The sequence below is a fragment of the Streptomyces africanus genome (assembly GCF_030816955.1).
GTDB classification, from domain to species: domain Bacteria; phylum Actinomycetota; class Actinomycetes; order Streptomycetales; family Streptomycetaceae; genus Streptomyces; species Streptomyces africanus.
Genome location: NZ_JAUSYP010000001.1, coordinates 2,506,274 through 2,525,221, shown reverse-complemented (window position 1 = coordinate 2,525,221; position 18,948 = coordinate 2,506,274). Strand labels below are relative to the sequence as shown.

The 18,948-nt window shown below is 71.4% G+C and carries 19 protein-coding genes and 1 pseudogene; 8 read left to right on the top strand and 12 right to left on the bottom strand.

Going from position 1 to position 18,948, the window contains the following annotated elements; genetic code table 11:
* Positions 1-27: 27 nt before the first annotated feature.
* The gene (locus QF034_RS11730) at positions 28-438 is read right to left on the bottom strand and encodes an ATP-binding protein (protein WP_307174887.1); all 411 of its coding nucleotides are present in this window, start codon (positions 436-438) and stop codon (positions 28-30) included.
* Between the two features lie 93 nt (positions 439-531).
* Between QF034_RS11730 and QF034_RS11725 the strand changes: the two genes are divergently transcribed.
* Together QF034_RS11725 and QF034_RS11720 are read left to right on the top strand one after the other, a co-directional pair.
* Positions 532-1,380 carry a helix-turn-helix domain-containing protein gene (locus tag QF034_RS11725; protein WP_307174886.1) on the top strand — a complete coding sequence of 283 codons (849 nt, stop codon included), beginning with the start codon at positions 532-534 and terminating at the stop codon, positions 1,378-1,380.
* The gene (locus QF034_RS11720; protein ID WP_307174885.1) at positions 1,340-1,618 is read left to right on the top strand and encodes a DUF397 domain-containing protein; all 279 of its coding nucleotides are present in this window, start codon (positions 1,340-1,342) and stop codon (positions 1,616-1,618) included. Before QF034_RS11725 ends, QF034_RS11720 begins: the two co-directional genes overlap by 41 nt.
* On the opposite strand, the gene QF034_RS11715 is transcribed toward QF034_RS11720, so the two are convergent.
* Entirely contained in the window at positions 1,602-2,771 is a 1,170-nt protein-coding gene (locus QF034_RS11715) for a steroid 3-ketoacyl-CoA thiolase (RefSeq protein WP_307174884.1), read from the bottom strand. The genes QF034_RS11720 and QF034_RS11715 overlap by 17 nt on opposite strands.
* 217 nt (positions 2,772-2,988) lie before the next feature.
* Between QF034_RS11715 and QF034_RS11710 the strand changes: the two genes are divergently transcribed.
* Positions 2,989-4,224: a cytochrome P450 gene (locus QF034_RS11710; RefSeq protein ID WP_307174883.1), complete on the top strand. Its 1,236-nt coding sequence runs from the start codon at positions 2,989-2,991 to the stop codon at positions 4,222-4,224.
* A 3-nt stretch (positions 4,225-4,227) separates the two neighbouring features.
* On the opposite strand, the gene QF034_RS11705 is transcribed toward QF034_RS11710, so the two are convergent.
* Complete coding sequence (locus tag QF034_RS11705; RefSeq protein WP_307174882.1) at positions 4,228-4,818, bottom strand: TetR/AcrR family transcriptional regulator; 591 nt, start codon at positions 4,816-4,818, stop codon at positions 4,228-4,230.
* 124 nt (positions 4,819-4,942) lie between these two features.
* On the opposite strand from QF034_RS11705, the gene QF034_RS11700 reads away from it, so the two are divergent.
* On the top strand, positions 4,943-5,863 hold the full coding sequence (locus QF034_RS11700) for an alpha/beta hydrolase family protein (protein ID WP_307174881.1): 921 nt from the start codon (positions 4,943-4,945) through the stop codon (positions 5,861-5,863).
* Positions 5,864-6,098: 235 nt separating this feature from the next.
* On the opposite strand, the gene QF034_RS11695 is transcribed toward QF034_RS11700, so the two are convergent.
* The 5 genes from QF034_RS11695 to QF034_RS11675 are packed head-to-tail and all read right to left on the bottom strand — an operon-like array spanning position 6,099 to position 11,559.
* Entirely contained in the window at positions 6,099-6,923 is an 825-nt protein-coding gene (locus QF034_RS11695) for an ECF transporter S component (protein ID WP_307174880.1), read from the bottom strand.
* On the bottom strand, positions 6,920-8,575 hold the full coding sequence (locus QF034_RS11690; RefSeq protein ID WP_307174879.1) for an ABC transporter ATP-binding protein: 1,656 nt from the start codon (positions 8,573-8,575) through the stop codon (positions 6,920-6,922). The genes QF034_RS11695 and QF034_RS11690 overlap by 4 nt, the downstream gene beginning before the upstream one ends.
* Positions 8,572-9,729 carry an energy-coupling factor transporter transmembrane component T gene (locus QF034_RS11685; protein WP_307174878.1) on the bottom strand — a complete coding sequence of 386 codons (1,158 nt, stop codon included), beginning with the start codon at positions 9,727-9,729 and terminating at the stop codon, positions 8,572-8,574. The genes QF034_RS11690 and QF034_RS11685 overlap by 4 nt, the downstream gene beginning before the upstream one ends.
* Entirely contained in the window at positions 9,722-10,348 is a 627-nt protein-coding gene (locus QF034_RS11680; RefSeq protein WP_307174877.1) for an SCO2322 family protein, read from the bottom strand. Before QF034_RS11680 ends, QF034_RS11685 begins: the two co-directional genes overlap by 8 nt.
* Entirely contained in the window at positions 10,345-11,559 is a 1,215-nt protein-coding gene (locus QF034_RS11675; protein ID WP_307174876.1) for an SCO2321 family membrane protein, read from the bottom strand. Before QF034_RS11675 ends, QF034_RS11680 begins: the two co-directional genes overlap by 4 nt.
* A 297-nt stretch (positions 11,560-11,856) precedes the next feature.
* Here QF034_RS11675 and QF034_RS11670 point away from each other — a divergent pair, with 297 nt between their 5' ends.
* Both QF034_RS11670 and QF034_RS11665 read left to right on the top strand, forming a co-directional pair.
* Positions 11,857-12,534 (top strand): phosphotransferase, encoded by a 678-nt coding sequence (locus tag QF034_RS11670; RefSeq protein ID WP_307174875.1) that lies wholly within the window; start codon positions 11,857-11,859, stop codon positions 12,532-12,534.
* A 45-nt stretch (positions 12,535-12,579) separates the two neighbouring features.
* The gene (locus QF034_RS11665; protein ID WP_307174874.1) at positions 12,580-13,395 is read left to right on the top strand and encodes an SAM-dependent methyltransferase; all 816 of its coding nucleotides are present in this window, start codon (positions 12,580-12,582) and stop codon (positions 13,393-13,395) included.
* A gap of 21 nt (positions 13,396-13,416) precedes the next feature.
* Here QF034_RS11665 and QF034_RS11660 read toward each other — a convergent pair whose 3' ends face one another.
* Positions 13,417-14,322, bottom strand: a complete 906-nt coding sequence (locus QF034_RS11660; RefSeq protein ID WP_307174873.1) for a Sco1979 family transcriptional regulator — start codon at positions 14,320-14,322, stop codon at positions 13,417-13,419.
* A gap of 166 nt (positions 14,323-14,488) precedes the next feature.
* Positions 14,489-15,514: a Strvi_7410 family MBL fold metallo-hydrolase gene (locus QF034_RS11655; RefSeq protein ID WP_307179856.1), complete on the bottom strand. Its 1,026-nt coding sequence runs from the start codon at positions 15,512-15,514 to the stop codon at positions 14,489-14,491.
* Between the two features lie 113 nt (positions 15,515-15,627).
* On the opposite strand from QF034_RS11655, the pseudogene QF034_RS11650 reads away from it, so the two are divergent.
* A pseudogene (locus QF034_RS11650) lies at positions 15,628-17,080 on the top strand (aldehyde dehydrogenase).
* Between the two features lie 2 nt (positions 17,081-17,082).
* Positions 17,083-17,316, top strand: a complete 234-nt coding sequence (locus tag QF034_RS11645; protein WP_307174872.1) for a ferredoxin — start codon at positions 17,083-17,085, stop codon at positions 17,314-17,316.
* Between the two features lie 93 nt (positions 17,317-17,409).
* Here the strand turns inward: QF034_RS11645 and QF034_RS11640 are convergent, their stop codons facing one another.
* Both QF034_RS11640 and QF034_RS11635 read right to left on the bottom strand, forming a co-directional pair.
* Positions 17,410-17,730, bottom strand: a complete 321-nt coding sequence (locus QF034_RS11640; RefSeq protein ID WP_307174871.1) for a GYD domain-containing protein — start codon at positions 17,728-17,730, stop codon at positions 17,410-17,412.
* Between the two features lie 373 nt (positions 17,731-18,103).
* Positions 18,104-18,766 (bottom strand): TetR family transcriptional regulator, encoded by a 663-nt coding sequence (locus QF034_RS11635; RefSeq protein ID WP_307174870.1) that lies wholly within the window; start codon positions 18,764-18,766, stop codon positions 18,104-18,106.
* Positions 18,767-18,948 lie beyond the last annotated feature (182 nt).

The window sequence follows — 18,948 nt, the reverse complement described above, 5'->3', positions numbered from 1 at the left end:
ACCCGTCCCCCGAGCCAGCAGGACTGTTCACTCTAGGGCGACAGTCTCGGCTCCGCATTCGAACCACACGGTCTTCCCGCCCCCGCGCCACGGCGACACGCCCCACTTGTCGGCCATCGCGTCGAGCAGGAGCAGCCCCCGACCGCCCTCCGCCTCCGGGTCCAAGCGGGCCGGGGAGAGCGGCAGTTGGTCACTGCCGTCCGTCACCTCGACCCGTACCCCGGCCGGCTGCCGCAGCAACAGCAGCGCGCAGCGGCGGTCCGGGACGTGCTGGACGACGTTCGCCAGCAACTCGGTCACGCCCAGCTCGACGGCGTCCGACAGCTCGGGCATGCGCCACTCTTCGAGGAAGGAGCGGACGATACGGCGGACGTGGCGGGGGGCGTGTTCACCGACGGTGAGGCGCATCGAGTACTGGGCGGGAATGTATTCGTTCACAGGACGAGGCTGACGTGCCGTGACTACTCTGGGCTACGGAACGGATACAACCGGTCCCATTGTGGGCCGAGTTGCGTGAGAGGGGCTTCTGCCGTGACCCACATCAACGCCCTTGACCCGGGTGCGTCCCCGCTCGACTACTACGGCTACGAGCTGAGGAGACACCGGGAGGCCGCCGGGCTGACACAGAAGCAGCTCGGAGAGATCCTCAACTACACGGGCTCGCTCGTCGGCCAGATCGAGACGGCCAGGAAGCTTCCGACGCCGGAGTTCAGTGAGCGGGTGGATGCGGCGCTGGGGACGGACGGTATGTTCTCCCGGCTGGTCGAGCTGGTGCTGCGCAGTCGCCTCCCGGCCTGGTTCCAGCAGGTGGCGGAGCTGGAGGCGCGGGCGACGGAGATCGGCACCTCTCAGACGCATGCGATTCACGGTCTCCTTCAGACCCCCGAGTACGCGCGTGCTGTTCTCGGGGTGCTGGACGACACCGACCTGGAGGACCGCACTGCCGTCCGGCTGGCTCGACAGCGCATCCTCGACAAGGGGCAGCCTCCGGTCCTCTGGATGGTCGTCAGCGAGTCCGTCCTGTACCAGGAGGTGGGCGGCCCGGAGACCATGCGTGGGCAACTGGCCCATCTGTTGGCCTTCGAGCACATCCCGCTGGTCAACATCCAGATCCTGCCGTTCTCGGCCGGTGCCCACGCGGGAATGCAAGGCTCGTTCACCCTCTTCCGGTTCACGAGTGACCCGGCCATCGTCTACACCGAGGGCTATGGCAGCGGGCATCCGACCGCGAATCCGGACACCGTCAGGGACTGCTCGCTCCGTTACGATCATCTTCAGGCCGCCGCGCTCTCCCTCAGGGATTCGGCGGAGCTGATCCGGCGAGTGATGGAGGAACGCTATGGCGAGCAACACGATTCCGTCGGGGATCCTGTGGCGTAAGTCCAGCTACAGCGGCGATCAAGGCGGCGAATGCGTCGAATGCGCGCCGATCGGGGCCCTGGCCTGGCGCGCGTCCACGCACAGCGGCGACCAGGGCGGCCAGTGCCTCGAAGTCGCCGAAACCCCGCACACCACCGTCGCCATACGCGACTCAAAGAATCCGGCGGGACCGATCCTCACGCTCGACCCCGCCACGTTCACCACCTTCGTCAACTGGACGACTACAACCGCTGAATGATCGTGCCGGTGGCCAAACCGCCGCCCGCGCACATCGTGATCAGCGCGAACTCCTTGTCCGCGCGCTCCAGTTCATGAAGCGCCGTCGTGATGAGCCGGGCCCCGGTGGCCCCCACCGGGTGCCCGAGCGCGATCGCGCCGCCGTTCACGTTCACCTTCTCCAGGTCCTGCTCGAAGACCTGCGCCCAGCTCAGTACGACCGATGCGAACGCCTCGTTGATCTCCACGAGGTCGATGTCCTTCAGGGACATCCCGGCCTTGCCCAGCACGGCCTTGGTCGCGTCGATCGGGCCGTCGAGGTGGAAGTGGGGGTCCGAGCCCACCAGGGCCTGGGCCACGATCCGGGCCCGGGGGCGCAGCTTCAGGGCGCGAGCCATCCTCTTCGACGCCCACATGATCGCCGCCGCCCCGTCGGAGATCTGCGACGAGTTGCCCGCCGTGTGAACGGCCGTCGGCATGATCGGCTTCAGCGCGGCCAGCGCCTCCGCCGTCGTGTCGCGCAGGCCCTCGTCCTTGTCGACCAGGCGCCACATGCCCTGCCCGGCGTGCTGCTCCTCCTCCGTCGTGGGGACCTGGACCGCGAACGTCTCTCGTTTGAAGCGCTCCTCCGCCCAGGCGTGGGCGGCCCGCTCCTGGGAGGCGAGGCCCAGGGCGTCGACGTTCTCGCGGGTCAGGCCACGGTGGCGGGCGATGCGCTCGGCGGCCTCGAACTGGTTCGGCAGGTCGACGTTCCACTCGTCGGGGAACGGCTTGCCCGGCCCGTGCTTGGAGCCCGACCCGAGCGGCACCCGGGACATCGACTCCACGCCGCAGGAGATGCCGACGTCGATCACGCCCGTGGCGACCATGTTGGCCAGCATGTGGGAGGCCTGCTGGGAGGACCCGCACTGCGCGTCCACGGTCGTCGCGGCCGTCTCGTAGGGGAGCCCCATCGTGAGCCAGGCCGTGCGCGCGGGGTTCATGGACTGCTCGCCGGCGTGGGTGACCGTACCGCCGACGATCTGCTCGACGCAGTCGGCCGGGATACCGGTGCGGCCGAGGAGTTCGCGGTACGTCTCGCCCAGGAGGTAGGCGGGGTGCAGGTTGGCGAGCGCGCCTCCGCGCTTGCCGATGGGGGTGCGTACGGCTTCGACGATCACGGGTTCGGCAGCCATGGGTGCGGGTCCTCTCCGGGAGGCTACGCGGAACTAGTACGCGTTCTAGTTCTGCCTGCAGTGTGCTGAGGGTCACTTGTCCACCGCAAGGGTCGTGCGGGTAATTGGGGGGTCCGTGCCTCTTGCTACTTGTAGAACCCGTTACTACCGTCACCGCAACTCCGCACAGCTGATGGGCCGTCAGAATCAGAGTCGGTACGAGTGGTGGGAGCCGCCCATGTCCTGTCCCGCGCTGCCCGACGGGTTCGACTTCACCGACCCCGACCTGCTGCACAGCCGCGTGCCCCTGCCGGAGTTCGCCGAGCTGCGCCGGGTGGAGCCGGTCTGCTGGGTGCCGCAGCCGGCGGGTCTCGCCGGTTTCCAGGACGAGGGTTACTGGGCGGTCACCCGGCACGCCGACGTCAAGTACGTCTCCACACACCCGGAGTTGTTCTCGTCGTACCTCAACACGGCGATCATCCGCTTCAACGAGCACATCGACCGCGACTCCATCGACGCGCAGCGGTTCATCCTGCTGAACATGGACCCGCCCGAGCACACGCGGGTGCGGCAGATCGTGCAGCGCGGGTTCACGCCCCGGGCGATCCGCGCGCTGGAGGAGCGGCTACGGGCCCGCGCCCGGGCGATCGTGGCGAACGCCGGCGCGCATACCGGCCCGTTCGACTTCGTCACCCAGGTCGCCTGCGAACTGCCCCTCCAGGCGATAGCCGAGCTGATGGGCGTACCGCAGGAGGACCGGGACAAGATCTTCGACTGGTCCAACAAGATGATCGCGTACGACGATCCCGAGTACGCCATCACCGAGGAGGTCGGCGCCGAGTCGGCCACGGAGATCATCGCCTACGCGATGAACATGGCCGCCGACCGCAAGCAGTGCCCCGCCCACGACATCGTCACGCAGCTGGTCGCGGCGGAGGACCAGGGCAACCTCAACTCCGACGAGTTCGGCTTCTTCGTGCTGATGCTGGCCGTCGCCGGCAACGAGACCACCCGCAACGCCATCACCCACGGCATGCACGCCTTCCTCACCCACCCCGGGCAGTGGGAGCTGTACAAGAGGGAGCGGCCGTCGACGACGGCGGAGGAGATCGTGCGCTGGGCGACCCCGGTCGCCGCCTTCCAGCGCACCGCCACCCAGGACACCGAGCTGGGCGGCAAACTGATCCGCAAGGGTGATCGGGTGGGGCTGTTCTACGCCTCCGCCAACCACGACCCCGAGGTCTTCGACGAGCCGGACGCCTTCGACATCACCCGCGATCCCAACCCCCACCTCGGTTTCGGCGGCGGCGGCCCGCACTACTGCCTGGGCAAGTCCCTCGCCGTGCTGGAGATCGACCTCATCTTCAACGCCATCGCCGACGCCATGCCGGGGCTCCAACTGGTCGAGGACCCCCGCCGGTTGAGGTCCGCGTGGATCAACGGGGTGAAGGAACTCCGGGTTCAGGCCCAGTAGCGGTCACTGTGGTTGGCGTAGTCCCGCGACGAGGAGCGCGACCAGTCGGCGTGCGTCGTAGCGGGGGTCGCTGTCAGCGCCGACGCAGAGGTTTCCGATGCCGCGCAAGAACGGGTAGGCGTCGAGGTCGGAGCGGATCTCACCGGACGCGGCGGCGGCTTCCAGCAGTTGGGCGCACACCGGCAGGAGGCGGTCGAGGAAGTAGGTGTGCAGCGGCCCGAAGCAGGTGCTGTCCCCCTGCAAGGCGGTGGCCAGGCCGTGCTTGGTGACCAGGAAGTCGACGAAGAGATCGACCCACTGCACCAGGGCGGCATGGGGCGTCGGGCCGGCCGCCAGCAGGGCCGGGCCGGCTTCGGCGCAGGCGTCGACCTGGTGGCGGTAGACGGCGATGACCAGGTCCGCCCGGGTGGGGAAGTGACGGTAGATCGTGCCCACCCCGACGCCCGCCTTGGCCGCGATGTCGCGCACCGGCGCGTCCACGCCCGAGCTGACGAAGACCTCGGCGGCCGCGTCCAGCAGCGTCTGCTGGTTGCGCCGGGCGTCCTTGCGCTTGGACCGGGCTGAGCTTCCGGCGCTCTGGCCGCTGTCGTTCACCGTGGCTTCCTTCCGTGCGGTTGCGTGCGGTTGTAAAACGGAACCGCGTTCCGTATCGTGAGAGTGTAATCGGAACGGCGTTCCGTTTCGTTCATGATGACAGACCTGACCGGAAGGCATCACCATGCCCGGCACTTCCCTGTCCGACTCGACCACGGTGATCTCCGCGAAGCCGGTGGTCCTGCCCGCCCCGGGCCGCGGTGAGGATCTCCAGGTCCGCGTGTCCGCACCCGCGAGCGGCGGCGATCTGCCCGTCGTCGTCTTCTCGCACGGCTTCGGCTGGTCGATGAACGGCTACGCCCCGCTGGCGGACCACTGGGCCGCCCAGGGCTTCGTGGTGGTGCAGCCCACCCACCTGGACTCCAGGGCGCTGGGCCTGCCTCCCGAGGATCCCCGCACGCCGCGGATCTGGCGCTTTCGCATCGAGGACCTCAAGCGCGTACTGGACGGACTCGACGTACTCGAAGCCTCCGTACCGGGCCTCGCCGGACGCCTCGACCGCGACCGTATCGCCGTGGCCGGCCACTCCTGGGGAGCCCAGACGGCGGGCACGCTGCTGGGCGCCCGCGTCCTCGACTCCGACGGTGTTCCCGGCGAGGACATGTCCGACCCCCGTGTGAAGGCGGGTGTGCTGCTCGCCATGGCCGGTCTGGGCGACGACCTGACCCCGTTCGCCGTCGAGCACCTGCCCTTCATGAGGCCGTCCTTCGCCACCATGACCACGCCGGCGCTCATCGTCGCCGGGGACCACGACGACTCGGCGCTGACCACACGCGGACCCGACTGGTTCACCGACCCCTACACCTACAGCCCGGGGAACAAGAGCCTGCTCACGCTGTTCGGGGCGGAGCACTCGCTCGGGGGCATCCCCGGCTACGAGGTGGCGGAGACGACCGACGAGAGCCCCGCACGCGTCGCACTGCTCCAGCGCCTCACCACCGCCTACCTGCGCAGCGCCCTCTACCCCGGGGACACGAGCTGGAAGGCGGCGGCCGTCGCGCTGGAGGAGGACCCGGAGCCGCTGGGGAAGCTTCAGAGCAAGTAGGCGAGGGCGCAGAGAGGGGCGAAGGCGGCGGCCCCGGGGATCAGGGGGCCGCCGCCTTCGGTCTGGGGGTGGGCTCGGTTTTCGGGGGTGGGCCCGGCCAGAGAAACAGGCACGCCGGGTGCCCGCAAGGAACCCGCTACTAGGTGTGGCCGTATGGGCGCGGAAGGTCTGGCCCGTGACAGGGGGGTGTTCCTACGGCCCCGCTTCGTAGGTGACGGGGGTCATGTGGGGGGCTTCACGTCCGGGACGCGTCGAACGTGACCGGCGTCTCGAAGGCCGCCCGGCGGGTGGCGCGGCGCAGCGCCCGCAGGACCGCGGGGCCGAGCGTGAGGGTCAGTACGACCGTGACGACGGCCCGGCCCAGGTCCCAGCCCAGCGAGGTGGCCAGGCAGTACGCGAGGAAACGGGCCAGGTTGGTGGCGACCGCCGCGTGCGGGTCGAAGCCGACGCCCGACGCGAGAGCGCTCATGAAGGGCCAGCCGGCCAGGTTCATGACCGTGCCGTAGGCGAAGGCCGCGAGGAAGCCGTAGACCGCGAGCAGCACGAGCTCCGCCCGGCCGCGCAGCCGGTCCGGGCCCGGCAGCAGACCCGCGCCCATCGCGAACCAGCCCATCGCCAGCATCTGGAACGGCAGCCACGGGCCCACCCCGCCCGTGAGCAGCGCGGACGCGAACATCGTCACCGAGCCGAGGACGAACCCGAAGCCCGGGCCGAGGACCCGACCGCTCAGCACCATCAGGAAGAACATCGGCTCGATACCTGCGGTACCGGCGCCGATCGGCCGCAGGGCCGCCCCCGTCGCGGCCAGCACGCCGAGCATCGCGACCGCCTTCGGGCCGAGACCGGACTCCGAGATCGTCGCGGCCACCACCGCCACGAGCAGCACCAGCAGGCCCGCGAAGAGCCAGGGCGCGTCCTGCGCGTGCGCGCTGAGCCGCGAGGTGGGCGGGGTCAGGAACGGCCAGCCGAAGCCGGTGACGCCGACCGCGCTGACGAGGGCCAGGGCGGTGACCGAGCGGGGGCCGAGGCGGACGGCGCGGGCCTGGCGCCGAGTGTTCACGAGTTGGTCCCGGGCTGGAGCGCCGCGCGGACCTGGGAGACCGTGAGCCAGTGCTGCGGGGCCAGGATCTTGGTGACCTGCGGGGCGAAGGAGGGGGAGGAGACCACGACGTCCGCCGTCGGGCCGTCGGCGATCACCTCGCCGTCGGCGAGCAGCACCACCCGGTGGGCGATCTCCGCCGCCAGCTCCACGTCGTGCGTGGCCAGCACGATGGCGTGCCCCTCGGCGGCCAGGGTGCGCAGCACCGCGACCAGGCGGGCCTTCGCCGCGTAGTCCAGGCCGCGGGTCGGCTCGTCGAGCAGGAGCAGCGGGGGCCGGGCGGTCAGCACGACCGCCAGGGCGAGGGCGAGTCGCTGCCCCTCCGAGAGGTCCCGGGGGTGGGTGTCGTCGGTGACGCCGGGGAGCAGTTCGGTGACCAGGGCGCGGCAGGTGCCGGTTGCTGCGTCCGCGTCCTGGTCGGCCGCCGTGCACTCGGCGGCGACGGTGTCGGCGTAGAGCAGGTCACGGGGTTCCTGCGGGACGAGGCCGACTTTGCGGACGAGGTCCTTCGGGCGTGTGCGGTGAGGGACGGCTTCGCCGAGCCGGACGGTTCCCGAGCTGGGGGTGACCAAGCCGACCAGGGAGTTGAGCAGGGTGGACTTTCCTGCGCCGTTGCGGCCCATGAGGGCGATGGTCTCGCCGGGGGTGATGGTGAGGTCGATGTCGTGGAGGGCTTGGATGCGGGAGCGGGTGACCGAGAGGGAGCGGAGTGCGCCTACCGGGGTGGGCTGTTCGGACAGTTCGCGGGTGCGGGTTGTTCGTGGTTGATCGCGCAGTTCCCCGCGCCCCTTCGGGGCGCTCTCCAACTGTTGCCTCACATCTGCTGCCTTGCGCCTGGCGTCGCGGACCGTCATCGGCAGGGGGGTCCAGCCCACCAGTCGACCCAGGGCCACCACCGGTGGATACACCGGGGAGACGGCCATCACCTCGGCCGGGGTGCCCAGGATCGGGGGTGTGCCCGGGGCGGGCAGGAGGGCGATCTGGTCGGCGTACTGGATGACGCGTTCCAGGCGGTGTTCGGCCAGGAGGACCGTCGTGCCGAGGTCGTGCACGAGACGCTGGAGGACCGCCAGGACCTCCTCGGCGGCGGCCGGGTCGAGCGCGGAGGTCGGCTCGTCCAGGACGAGGACGCTCGGGTGCGGGGTGAGGACCGAGCCGATCGCGACGCGCTGCTGCTGGCCGCCGGAGAGCGTGGCGATCGGGCGGTGGCGCAGATCGGCCAGGCCGAGCAGGTCGAGGGTCTCCTCGACGCGGCGCCGCATCACGTCCGGGGCGAGGCCCAGCGACTCCATGCCGTAGGCGAGTTCGTCCTCGACGGTGTCCGTGACGAAGTGGGAGAGGGGGTCCTGGCCCACCGTGCCGACGACGTCGGCGAGTTCGCGCGGCTTGTGGGTGCGGGTGTCGCGGCCGGCGACGGTGACCCTGCCGCGCAGGGTGCCGCCGGTGAAGTGCGGGACGAGCCCGCTGACCGCGCCCAGGACGGTGGACTTGCCGACACCGGACGGGCCGGCCAGGAGGACGAGTTCACCCTCCGGGACCTCGAAGTCGACGCCCTGGACGGTGGGTTCGGAGGCACCGTCGTACGTCACGGACACATCCTCGAAGCGGATCACGACGGCTCCTTGGGATCGGGGGCGACGAACGCGGGCAGCAGGCCGAGCAGGATCGCCGCCGCGGGCCAGAGGGGAAGGGTCGGGGCCACGAGCGGCACCACGCCCGGGTGCAGGGCCGCGGGGTCGCGACTCGCGGCGAGCGTGAGGAGCGCGGCGACCGCCACGCCGGAGGCGACGACCAGCCAGGCGCGCACGTCCCAGCGGTCGGGGCGGTACCGGGTGCGGGGCGACCGCCGCCCGCCGAGCCGGAGACCCGCGAGGGCGGCGGCGAGGCCCGCGAGGAGGACGGGGATGCCGTAGGCGGCGCCCTCGGCGGTGAGCAGACCGTACGTTCCGGCGCACACGCCGAGCAGGCCGCCGAGAGTGAGGGCGGCGGTGGTGCGGCGGACGCCGGCGGGGACCTCGGCGGTACGGCCGTAGCCGCGGGCGTCCATCGCGGCGGCGAGCGACACCGAGCGCTCCAGCGCGCCCTCCAGGACCGGCAGGCCCACGTGCAGCAGGCCCCTCAGGCCCTTGTCCGGGCGGCCGCGCAGGCGGCGGGCGGCGCGCAGGCGCTGGACGTCGGCGATCAGGCTGGGCGCGAAGGTGAGGGCCACGACGACCGCTACGCCCATCTCGTAGAGGGCGCCGGGGAGGGACTTGAGCAGGCGGGAAGGGTTCGCGAGGGCGTTCGCGGCGCCGACGCAGATGAGGAGGGTGGCCAGTTTGAGGCCGTCGTACAGGGCGAAGGCGAGGGCCTCGGCGGTGACCTCGCCGCCGAGGCGGATGCCCTGGGCCCAGGCGGGGAGGCCGACTTCGGGGAGGGTGAGGAGGGTGTGCGTGCCCGGGATGGGGGAGCCGAGGACCGTGGCGAAGAGCAGGCGGATGAGCAGGACGGCGAGGGCGAGTTTGACGAAGGCGCCGTAGGAGCGGGACCAGGGGGTGTCGGGGCGGCGGGTGGCTACGACGTAGGCGGAGACCGTGATGAGGAGGGTGAGGAGGAGGGGGTTGGTGGTGCGGGTGGCCGCGGTGCCGAGGGAGAGGGACCAGAGCCACCAGGCGCCGGGGTGGAGTGGGGCGGGCTGCGCAACCCGGCGTTGCGGGGTGCCGCTCTTTGGGACGGGCGCCGCCCCAGCGGCACGACTGCCCGCAGGCTGGGGCGTCGTCCTACGCACGTCGGCGTACCTGCCACACTGCTGCTCCGCCCAAGGCCACCACCACTGCGATGCCCGCCACCAAGCCGAGGGACGGGCCGTCCTCCGAGGTGGTCTTCTTCTCTGCGGTCGGCTTCTGCCGCTTGGACATCTGCTCTCCGCACCCCTTCTCCGGGTAACCCGAGATGGCGCACAGGAGGGCGCTCGTGTCGTAGCGCAGGGGCTTGGCGACTGTCGCCAGAGCCTCGGCCGTCGTCGCGTCGGGGGAGACCTGCGCGCAGGCCGTCCGGGGAGCGGGCGGGGTTTCGCCGGACGGGGCGTCCGCCTTCGTGCCGAAGTCGAGGAGCAGGGCCACCCGCTTCCTGCCGTCCCGCGCGGGCGTCTTCGCGCAGATCGTCTTGAAGTCGGCCTGGCCGCGCGGCCGGGCCGCGTCCCCGGAGTCCTCGCTCACCGCGAAGCGGAAGCCCTGGACGTCACCGTCCGAGGGGCGGGCCGTGGACGGGCCCTGGGTGGCGTAGACCCAGCGGCCGCCGTCGCGGTCCCAGAACGACCAGTACCGGTAGCCCGCGGCCTGGGCCTGGCCCGCTCCCGCGCACAGCACGAGCGAGGCCAGGAGGAGGAGAACGGCCCGGCGGATCACGGCTGCTGCTTCTTCCGGCGGCCGCTGAAGAGGAAGCCGATGCCGACACCGGCGACGAGGCAGACACCGACGTACCACCAGACGCCGAAGACGTCCGAGTCGCTCCGCTTCTCTTCCGCCGCTTGAGTCTGCTCGGCGGACTGCGGGGCCGGGCCCGTCGCGTTCAGCCGCTTCACCAGGTCGGTGCCGCCGAAGTCGCGCGGGTTCGTGCCGGTCGCGCGGGCGGCGAAGATCAGCTGGGCGTAGGCGGCGGGGCCGTTCTGGGCGGCCCAGGGCGCGGCGTTCTTCGCCAGCCAGCGCAGGGACTTCGCCGCCTGCCCGGTGTCGCCGCGCGCGGCGAGCGCGACGACCGCATCGGCGGTGTTGCCGTAGTCGGGCCGGGGGTCCGAGCCGGGGGCGGGCGAGGTGAGGTGCCCGTCCTCGGCGAGAACCTTGGTGAGGTAGGCGGCTCCGTTGGCAGCGGCCTGCTCCGGCGTCGTCCTGTCCTCGCAGGCCTGGCCCTTCCCGGCCGCGGACTTCTCCCCGGGCTTCACCACCATGCCCTGGCCCAGTGCGCCCAGCACGCCCGCGGCCGTGGCGTCGGCGTTGGCGGCCAGTTGGCCCTTCTTGTCCGGCTGGAACGCGAAGGCGCCCGCGTCGTCGCCGTCACAGCCGAGGGCGAGTGTCAGCAGTGCGTCGTAGGGCGACTTGCCGCCCTTCTCGACCTGTTGCGGCTTCTCGCCGACGGCGGTCAGCGCGCCGATGACGACGGACGTGGAGTTGGTGTCGCTGGCGCCGCCGGGTGTGTAGCCCCAGCCGCCGTCCTTGTTCTGGACGGACTTCAGCCAGGTGACGGCCTTGCCGGTGACGGCGTCGTGCCCGCCGAGGGCGGTGAGCGCCTGTATCGCGGCGGCCGTCTGGTTCGTGTCGACCAGGGTCTTGGCGTCGCACGCGGCGGTGGGATCGGCGCGGTACGGGGCGAAGGAACCGTCCGCGCACTGCTGGCGTACCAGCCATTCCACGGACTTGGCCGCCGGCTTCACCCCGACGGTGTGCTGCGCGAGCAGGGCGAGGGACTGGCGCCAGACGCCGTCGTACCGGGGGTCCTTGTCGCCGTACAGGGCGGACGGGAACGCCTGGGACGGGGAAGGGGACGGGGCGGCGGCGGCCGGTGTGGCGGCGCCGATCACGGCGACGGCGGCCAGGACCGCGGCGCTGCGGCGGACGTTCATGATCGGCGGGTGCCTCTCCCTGCGGGGAGCCGGGCAGCACGGGGCACCCCCGGCGGCTCGGCTCCGTATACCTCGACGGTGCCGTGCACCGGCGGTCCGCCGGGCACGTGAGCCGGTCACGAACCGTACGGGGCGATCCGGCTCACCACCTCGGGCGGCGGTACACGGTTGCGGGTCAGCGCCGGAATTGCACCGGCTTCCCCCTGTACGGGTGTGATGACGACCTGCTTACTGTACCCGCACGTCCAAAAACGGGCTAAGGGTGCCGAGGACGAGGTGCCGGGGTAGCTTCGGCCCATGCCGTCGACACCCCTGGGACGACTGCTCGGCTCCGGCCGCAGCGCCGACGTGTACGAGATCGACGAGGCGTGGGTGCTGCGGCGTGAACGGGAGGGCGGGGGAGACGCGGCGGGCGAGGGCGCGGTGATGGCGCACGTGCGCGCCCACGGCTACCCGGTGCCCCGGGTCCGCCCGACCGGCTCGCGCACCGACCTGGTGATGGAACGGCTCTCCGGCCCGACCCTGCTCCAGGCCTGCCTGGCGGGCACGCTGGACCCGACGGAGGCGGGCTCCGTCCTCGCCCGGCTGCTGCGCGACCTCCACACCCTCCCCGCCCTGCGCTCCACCGACCCGGCCGTCCGCGTCCTGCACCTGGATCTGCACCCGGAGAACGTGATCCTCACCCCCGACGGCCCCCGCGTCATCGACTGGTCGAACACGGAGGAGGGCGATCCGGCCCTGGACCGGGCGGTGTCCGCCGTGATCCTCGCCCAGGCCGCCGTCGCCGGTGACCACCTCGCCGGCCCGGCCCGCACCATGCTGACCGCCCTCCTCGCCGACGCGTCCCCCCTCGTCCGGCCCGCTCTGACGGAGGCCCTGCGCCGCCGGTCCGCCGACCCGGCCATGAGCAGGGGCGAAGTCGAACTGCTGGGTGAGGCCGAGGAGTTGATCCTGTCTCAGGGGCGGACAAGCTGACGGACAAGCTAACGTGTGCCTCCACGACCACACGCAGGAGCGTCCATGAGTGATCAGGCGGGGAACTCCGGGCAGGAGCCGCTTCCCAAGATCGACACCTCCGTGCCGCACTCGGCCCGGATCTGGAACTACTGGCTGGGCGGGAAGGACAACTACGAAGTCGACCGTGTGGCCGGTGACGCGTTCCGGGAGATCTTCCCGGGCATCGAGACCGGGGCCCGCGCCGCCCGCTACTTCCTTGCCCGCGCCGTCCGCCATCTCGCCGCCGAGGAGGGCATCCGCCAGTTCCTGGACATCGGCACGGGGCTGCCCAACGTGGACAACACCCACCAGATCGCCCAGGGAGTGGCCCCGGAGAGCCGGATCGTCTACGTCGACAACGATCCGCTCGTGCTGGCCCACGCCCGCGCGCTGCTCACCAGCACCCCCGAAGGCGTCACCAACTACGTCGACGCCGACCTGCGCGAGCCGGGCACGATCATCCGGGAAGCCGGCAAGACGCTGGACTTCGACCAGCCCGTCGCCCTCATGCTGATGGGCATCCTGGGCCACATCGAGGACCACGACGAGGCGCGCTCGATCGTCCGGCAGCTGGTGGACGCCCTGCCCTCCGGCAGCTACCTCGTCCAGTACGACAGCACCGACACCAGCGAGGACTACGTCCGGGCCATCGAGCAGTACAACGACGGCGGCTCGATCCCGTACATCCTGCGCAGCCCCGAGCAGATCGCCCGCTACTTCGACGGTCTGGAACTGCTCGAACCGGGCGTCACGTCGTGTTCGCGCTGGCGCCCCGACGCCGCGGCCCTGGACCTCCCCGCGGAGGTGCACCAGTACGGCGGTGTCGCCCTCAAGAGCTGAACCCGGCCCGGCCCGGCGGGATCAGGTCTCCTGGAGGATGCGGTGAAGGATGGTCGGAGTCTCGTCCGGCGACTCGGCTTCGACCACCAGCCGGTTCATCGCGTCCCAGTAGCACTCGATCTCGGCCGGCCGGTCGGGATACAGCGCGGTGGTGAGCTGTTCGAGGTAGACCACGTCGGGCAACTCACCGCCGGGCAGGCGCACGATGGTGACCGGACCGCCCTCCGCGGCGTGGCCGCCGGCGCGGAACGGCAGGATCTGGACCGTGACCTGCGGCAGCCGGCAGATCTCGATGAGATACCTGAGCTGGGCGCGCATGACGGAGAGGCCCCCGACCGGGCGGCGCAGTGCCGCCTCGTCGATCACCGCCCACAGCCGGGTCGCCGGCTGCCGGTGCAGTATCCGCTGGCGGGTCATCCGCAGCGCGACCCGGCGTTCCATCTCCCGCGCAGTGGCGTCCGGGTGGGCGAGCCGGAGCGAGGCCCGTGCGTAGTCGGCGGTCTGGAGCAGCCCGGGAACGCGCTGGACCTGGAAGCAGCGGATGACGCTCGCCGCCTGCTCGGCGCCGAGGTACGTCTGCATCCAGGCGGGCACCACGTCGCTGTAGTACTGCCACCAGGCCGGGGTGTTGGCCTGCTCGGCCAGTGCCAGCAGGGTCGCGCGCTCGGCCTCGTCCGTGACGCCGTAGAGCGTGAGCAGATCGGCGACGTCCCGCAGCTTGAACCCGTGCCGGCCGGCCTCCATCCGGCTGATCTTGGACGAGGAGGCCCGGATGACATGCCCCGCTTCCGCCCGGCCGATGCCCCGCTCCTCGCGCAGTCGCCTGAGCCGGGCGCCCAGCACCAGCCGCGGCACCATGGGCCCGGCCGATCTGCTGTCCAGGGCTCCGCTGCCGGACATCGTACGAGCGGCCTCTTCGGTGCCCATGGGCGTATCTCCTTGCGGTGGAACGCAACTCCGCAGGCCTGCGAGCGCCGCGGCACAGTCATCCTAGGGGCCCTGCCCGGACACCATCTGGCTTATGCCAAAGGCGAGTTCGCGGCCGAGCGGGCCGCGCCGCCACGTACGTCACCTACACCGCCACGTACGTCACCTACACCGCCGCGTACGTCACCGGATCACTCCCCGGCACCGCTTCCGCCCGGCCCGCCTTGACCAGGCGGCGCAGATGGGACTCGGCCTCCGAGACGGCGATGGTGCGGGAGCCGTGGGGAATGTCGGTCCAGGGGCGGTTCCACTCCATGCGTTCGGCGAGCTGCCAGGGCGTGAGCGGCTCGGCGAGGAGGGCCAGCAGGTCGGTGAGGCGGGTCTCGTGGTGGGCGAGCAGTTCGCGGACGCGGGCGGCGGTGCCGGGGAACGGGTGCTGGTGGGCGGGGAGCACCTCGGCGGGGGCGAGGCGGCCGACGCGTTCGAGGGAGTCGAGGTAGTCGCCGAGGGGGTCGGTGACGGTCGTGTCGTCGGGGTCCTCGTAGAGGCCGATGTGCGGGGTGATCTCGGGCAGCAGGTGGTCGCCGGAGAACAGACGGCCGTGGCCGGGGAGCCCGGCGGGGTGGGTCTCCTCCAGGTGGAGGCAGACATGGCCCGGCGTGTGGCCGGGGGTCCAGATCGCGCGCAGGCGGCGGCCGGGGAGGTCGAGGAGTTCGCCGGGGACGATGTCGCGGTCGGGCAGGGCGGGGGAGAGGCCGGGCAGGGTGCGGGGCCGGGCCGCGCGCAGCGGCGCGATGTGCTCCTCCGGGGCGCCGGCGGCGGCGAGCTTGGCCGTCATGTACGAGAACCAGCGCTCGGGACGGGCCTCCCGGGTCCGCCGTACGACCGCCGTGTCCGCCGCGTGCATCGCGATCCACACGCCCGACGCCTCGCGGACCCGGCCGGACAGGCCGTGGTGGTCCGGGTGGTGGTGGGTGACGACGACGCCGTGGATCTCGGCGACCGAGGTGCCGCAGGCCGTGAGTCCGGCCGTGAGGGTGTCCCAGGACGTGGGGTCGTCCCAGCCGGTGTCGATCAGAACCGGGCCGCGGTCGGTGTCGACGACGTACACCAGCGTGTGGCCGAGGGGGTTGTCCGGGATCGGGACCCGCAGGGACCGGACGCCTCCGCCGTGGTCGTACACCGCCGGTATCGGCTCGCGGTCCTGGCTGCTCTTCATGTGCCCTCCGATCCACGGCCATTGCCCACTATAACGAGAACTGGTATCAGTTCCTGAAACACCATCAGATGTGAAGGCAGTCGGCCATGACCGAGCTCGTGGAACACGGACAGCTGTTCGTCGGCGGGGAGTTGACCGACCCCCTGGGTGCGGACGTCATCGAGGTGATCTCGCCCGCACACGGAAGAGGTCATCGGACGCGTCCCGCACGCCTCGACGGCGGATGTGGACCGGGCCGTGGGAGTGGCCCGGCGGGCCTTCGACGAGGGCCCCTGGCCGCGCATGAGCCTCGACGAGCGGATCGAGGTCGTGGGCAGGATCAAGGACGGGATCGCCGCCCGGCACGACGAGATCGCCCGCGTGATCTCCGCCCAGAACGGCTCGCCGTACTCCTGGAGCGTCCTCGCCCAGGCCCTCGGCGCCGTCATGGTCTGGGACTCGGCGATCACCGTCGCGCGGAACTTCACCCACGAGGAGCGGCGCGACGGCGTGCTCGGCCGCATCCTCGTGCGGCGTGAGCCCGTCGGGGTCGTGGCCGCCGTCGTCCCCTGGAACGTCCCGCAGTTCGTCGCCGCCGCCAAACTCGCCCCGGCGCTGCTCACCGGCTGCACGGCCGTGCTCAAGCCCTCGCCCGAGTCGCCGCTGGACGCGTACCTGCTCGGCGAGATCGCGCGGGAGGCCGGGCTGCCGGAGGGCGTGCTGTCGATCCTGCCCGCCGACCGGGAGGTGAGCGAGTACCTGGTCGGGCACCCCGGCATCGACAAGGTGTCCTTCACCGGGTCGGTCGCGGCCGGCAAACGCGTGATGGAGGTCGCCGCCCGCAACCTCACCCGCGTGACGCTCGAACTGGGCGGCAAGTCGGCCGCCGTCGTCCTGCCCGACGCGGACGTCGAGACGGCCGTGGCGGGCATCGCCCCCGCGGCCTGGATGAACAACGGGCAGGCCTGCGTCGCCCAGACCCGCATCCTCCTGCCGCGCTCCCGCTACGACGAGTTCGCCGACGCCCTCGCCGCCGCGGCGGGCGCGCTGACGGTCGGCGACCCGCTGGACCCCGCCACCCAGGTGGGCCCGCTGGTGGCCCGGCGGCAGCAGCGGCGCAACCTCGACTACATCCGCATCGGACTGGAGGAGGGCGCGAAGATCCTCACGGGCGGCGGACGCCCGGCCGGCCTCGACCGCGGCTGGTACGTCGAGCCGACCCTCTTCGGCGACGTCGACAACTCCATGCGTATCGCCCGCGAGGAGATCTTCGGCCCGGTGATCTGCCTGCTGCCCTACGACGACGAGTCCGACGCCGTGAAGATCGCCAACGACTCCGACTACGGACTGAGCGGCAGCGTGTGGACGGCGGACGTCGAGCGCGGCATCGAGATCGCCCGCCAGGTCCGTACCGGCACCTACTCGGTCAACACCTTCAGCCTGGACATGCTGGGCCCCTTCGGCGGCTACAAGAACTCGGGCCTGGGGCGGGAGTTCGGGCCCGAGGGGTACGGCGAGTACCTGGAGCACAAGATGATCCACCTCCCGGCGGACGCGTAGCGATGGGCGACCGCTGGCACGTGGAGGTCGACCGCTCCCTGTGCATCGGCTCCGCCCAGTGCCTCCACCACGCACCGGACGGCTTCCGCCTGGACGCCGCCCGGCAGTCCCATCCGGCCGCCCCGGACACGGACGCGAACGAGCGGGTGCTGGCGGCTGCGGAGAACTGTCCGGTGGAGGCCATCACGATCACGCTGGGGGACAGCGGGGAGCCGGTGTTCCCGCCGGAGGAGTAGGGGTATCCGCCGCGCCGGGGTCCGTCAGACGCCGGCGGGGCGGCCGGTTCAGGAGTCCCTCACGCGCCGGCGGGGCGGCCGGTTCGGGGTCCGTCAGGCGCCGGGGGCCCGGTAGTCCACCTGCTGCCGGACTGCCTCGTCCACCTCCTCGGGCGACAGCAGGACGACCGTGCTCGTGCGGACCCCGCCCGCGGCCGAGACGACCATGCCCATGGCCGCGGCGGAGGTGTTGCCCGGCAGCTCCGCCGTGACGTAGACGTCGTCGTCGCCGAAGGCCCAGTACATCGTCTCGACCCGGCCCCCGAGGCCCTCGACCATGCGCCCGACGACGTCACGCCGCGAGCTCCCGCCCTCCTTGATCAGACCCTTCAGTCCGTCCGGGGTCAGCTTCACCTTGAAGAGGTACTTCGGCATGGGGTCGCCCTTTCACTTCCGCCCGAGAAGTCGCTTTGACTCCCTCATGTTCCTTCCGGCTCGGTGGTTCGTCGCGGCGACGTGGGCCACAAGGGGGGTATATGGATTACTCGGGACATTTAGGTAAAAAATCCCGCCCAGGGGCTTCTCTTCACGGCCAGAAGTTCTAGCCTGGAATCAGGCCTACGGGACGAGTGAGGGAGTCCGACCGGAGTTGGCCGACTCTGGCAGGAAGCTTCGGCTTCCGCCGGTGCCGACTGCGACGGTAGGGCTGAGAGGCCGGAAGGTCGAAGGGCCGAGAGGTCCGGCGACCGGAAGGCGACCCCCAGAACCTGATCCGGACCATGCCGGCGAAGGGAACCCGTCTCGTAGGTCATTCATGTGCGTCGGGCGCCGTCAGGTCGATCAGCCGGCACACCGTCTCGATGTCGATCTTGACCTGGGCGATGGAGGCGCGGCCCGACAGCCAGGTGATGAGGGCCGAGTGCCAGGTGTGCTCGATGACCCGGACCGCCGACAGCTGCTCCGGAGTGGGGTGTTCCAGCCCCATCGCGTCCAGGATGATCGCCGTCGTCTGCCGCGAGACCTGGTCGACCTCCGGGCTCACGCTGCGGTCGGCGAAGGTGAGGGCCCGGACCATCGCGTCGGCCAGATGCGGCTCGCGCTGCAGGGCGCGGAAGGCCCGCATCAGCGTCTCCGCGACCCGCTCGGCCGCCGTCTCGCCCTGCGGCGGCTTCTTGCGCAGCGTGCCGTGCATGTGCTCCAGCTGGTCCTGCATGGTGGCGACCAGCAGGTGGATCTTGGACGGGAAGTAGCGGTACAGCGTGCCGAGCGCCACCTGCGAGGACTCCGCGACCTCGCGCATCTGCACGGCGTCGAAGCCGCCCCGGCTGGCCAGCTGTGCGCTCGCGTGCAGGATGCGGCGACGGCGGGCCTCCTGCCGCTCCGTCAGGGGCGGGGAGCCGGGGGCCGTGGCTCTGGCATCCACCTTGGCCACCTTGTTCACCTTGGCGCTCACCTTGGCTTCCGCGGGCATGGGTCGGGCCCGTTCCGTGACCGTCCGTGAGGACGAGTGATCAGACAGCATGACACGGCGCCTGCCGTGGCGTGAATCACCTGATCCACTGCTCACAGCGCCCCTACCTGCCGGTAGATTCAGAGCCTCCGAACGATCAAGTCTGAAACTTGTTCTAGATTAGCGTCCCGGCGTAATCTCGC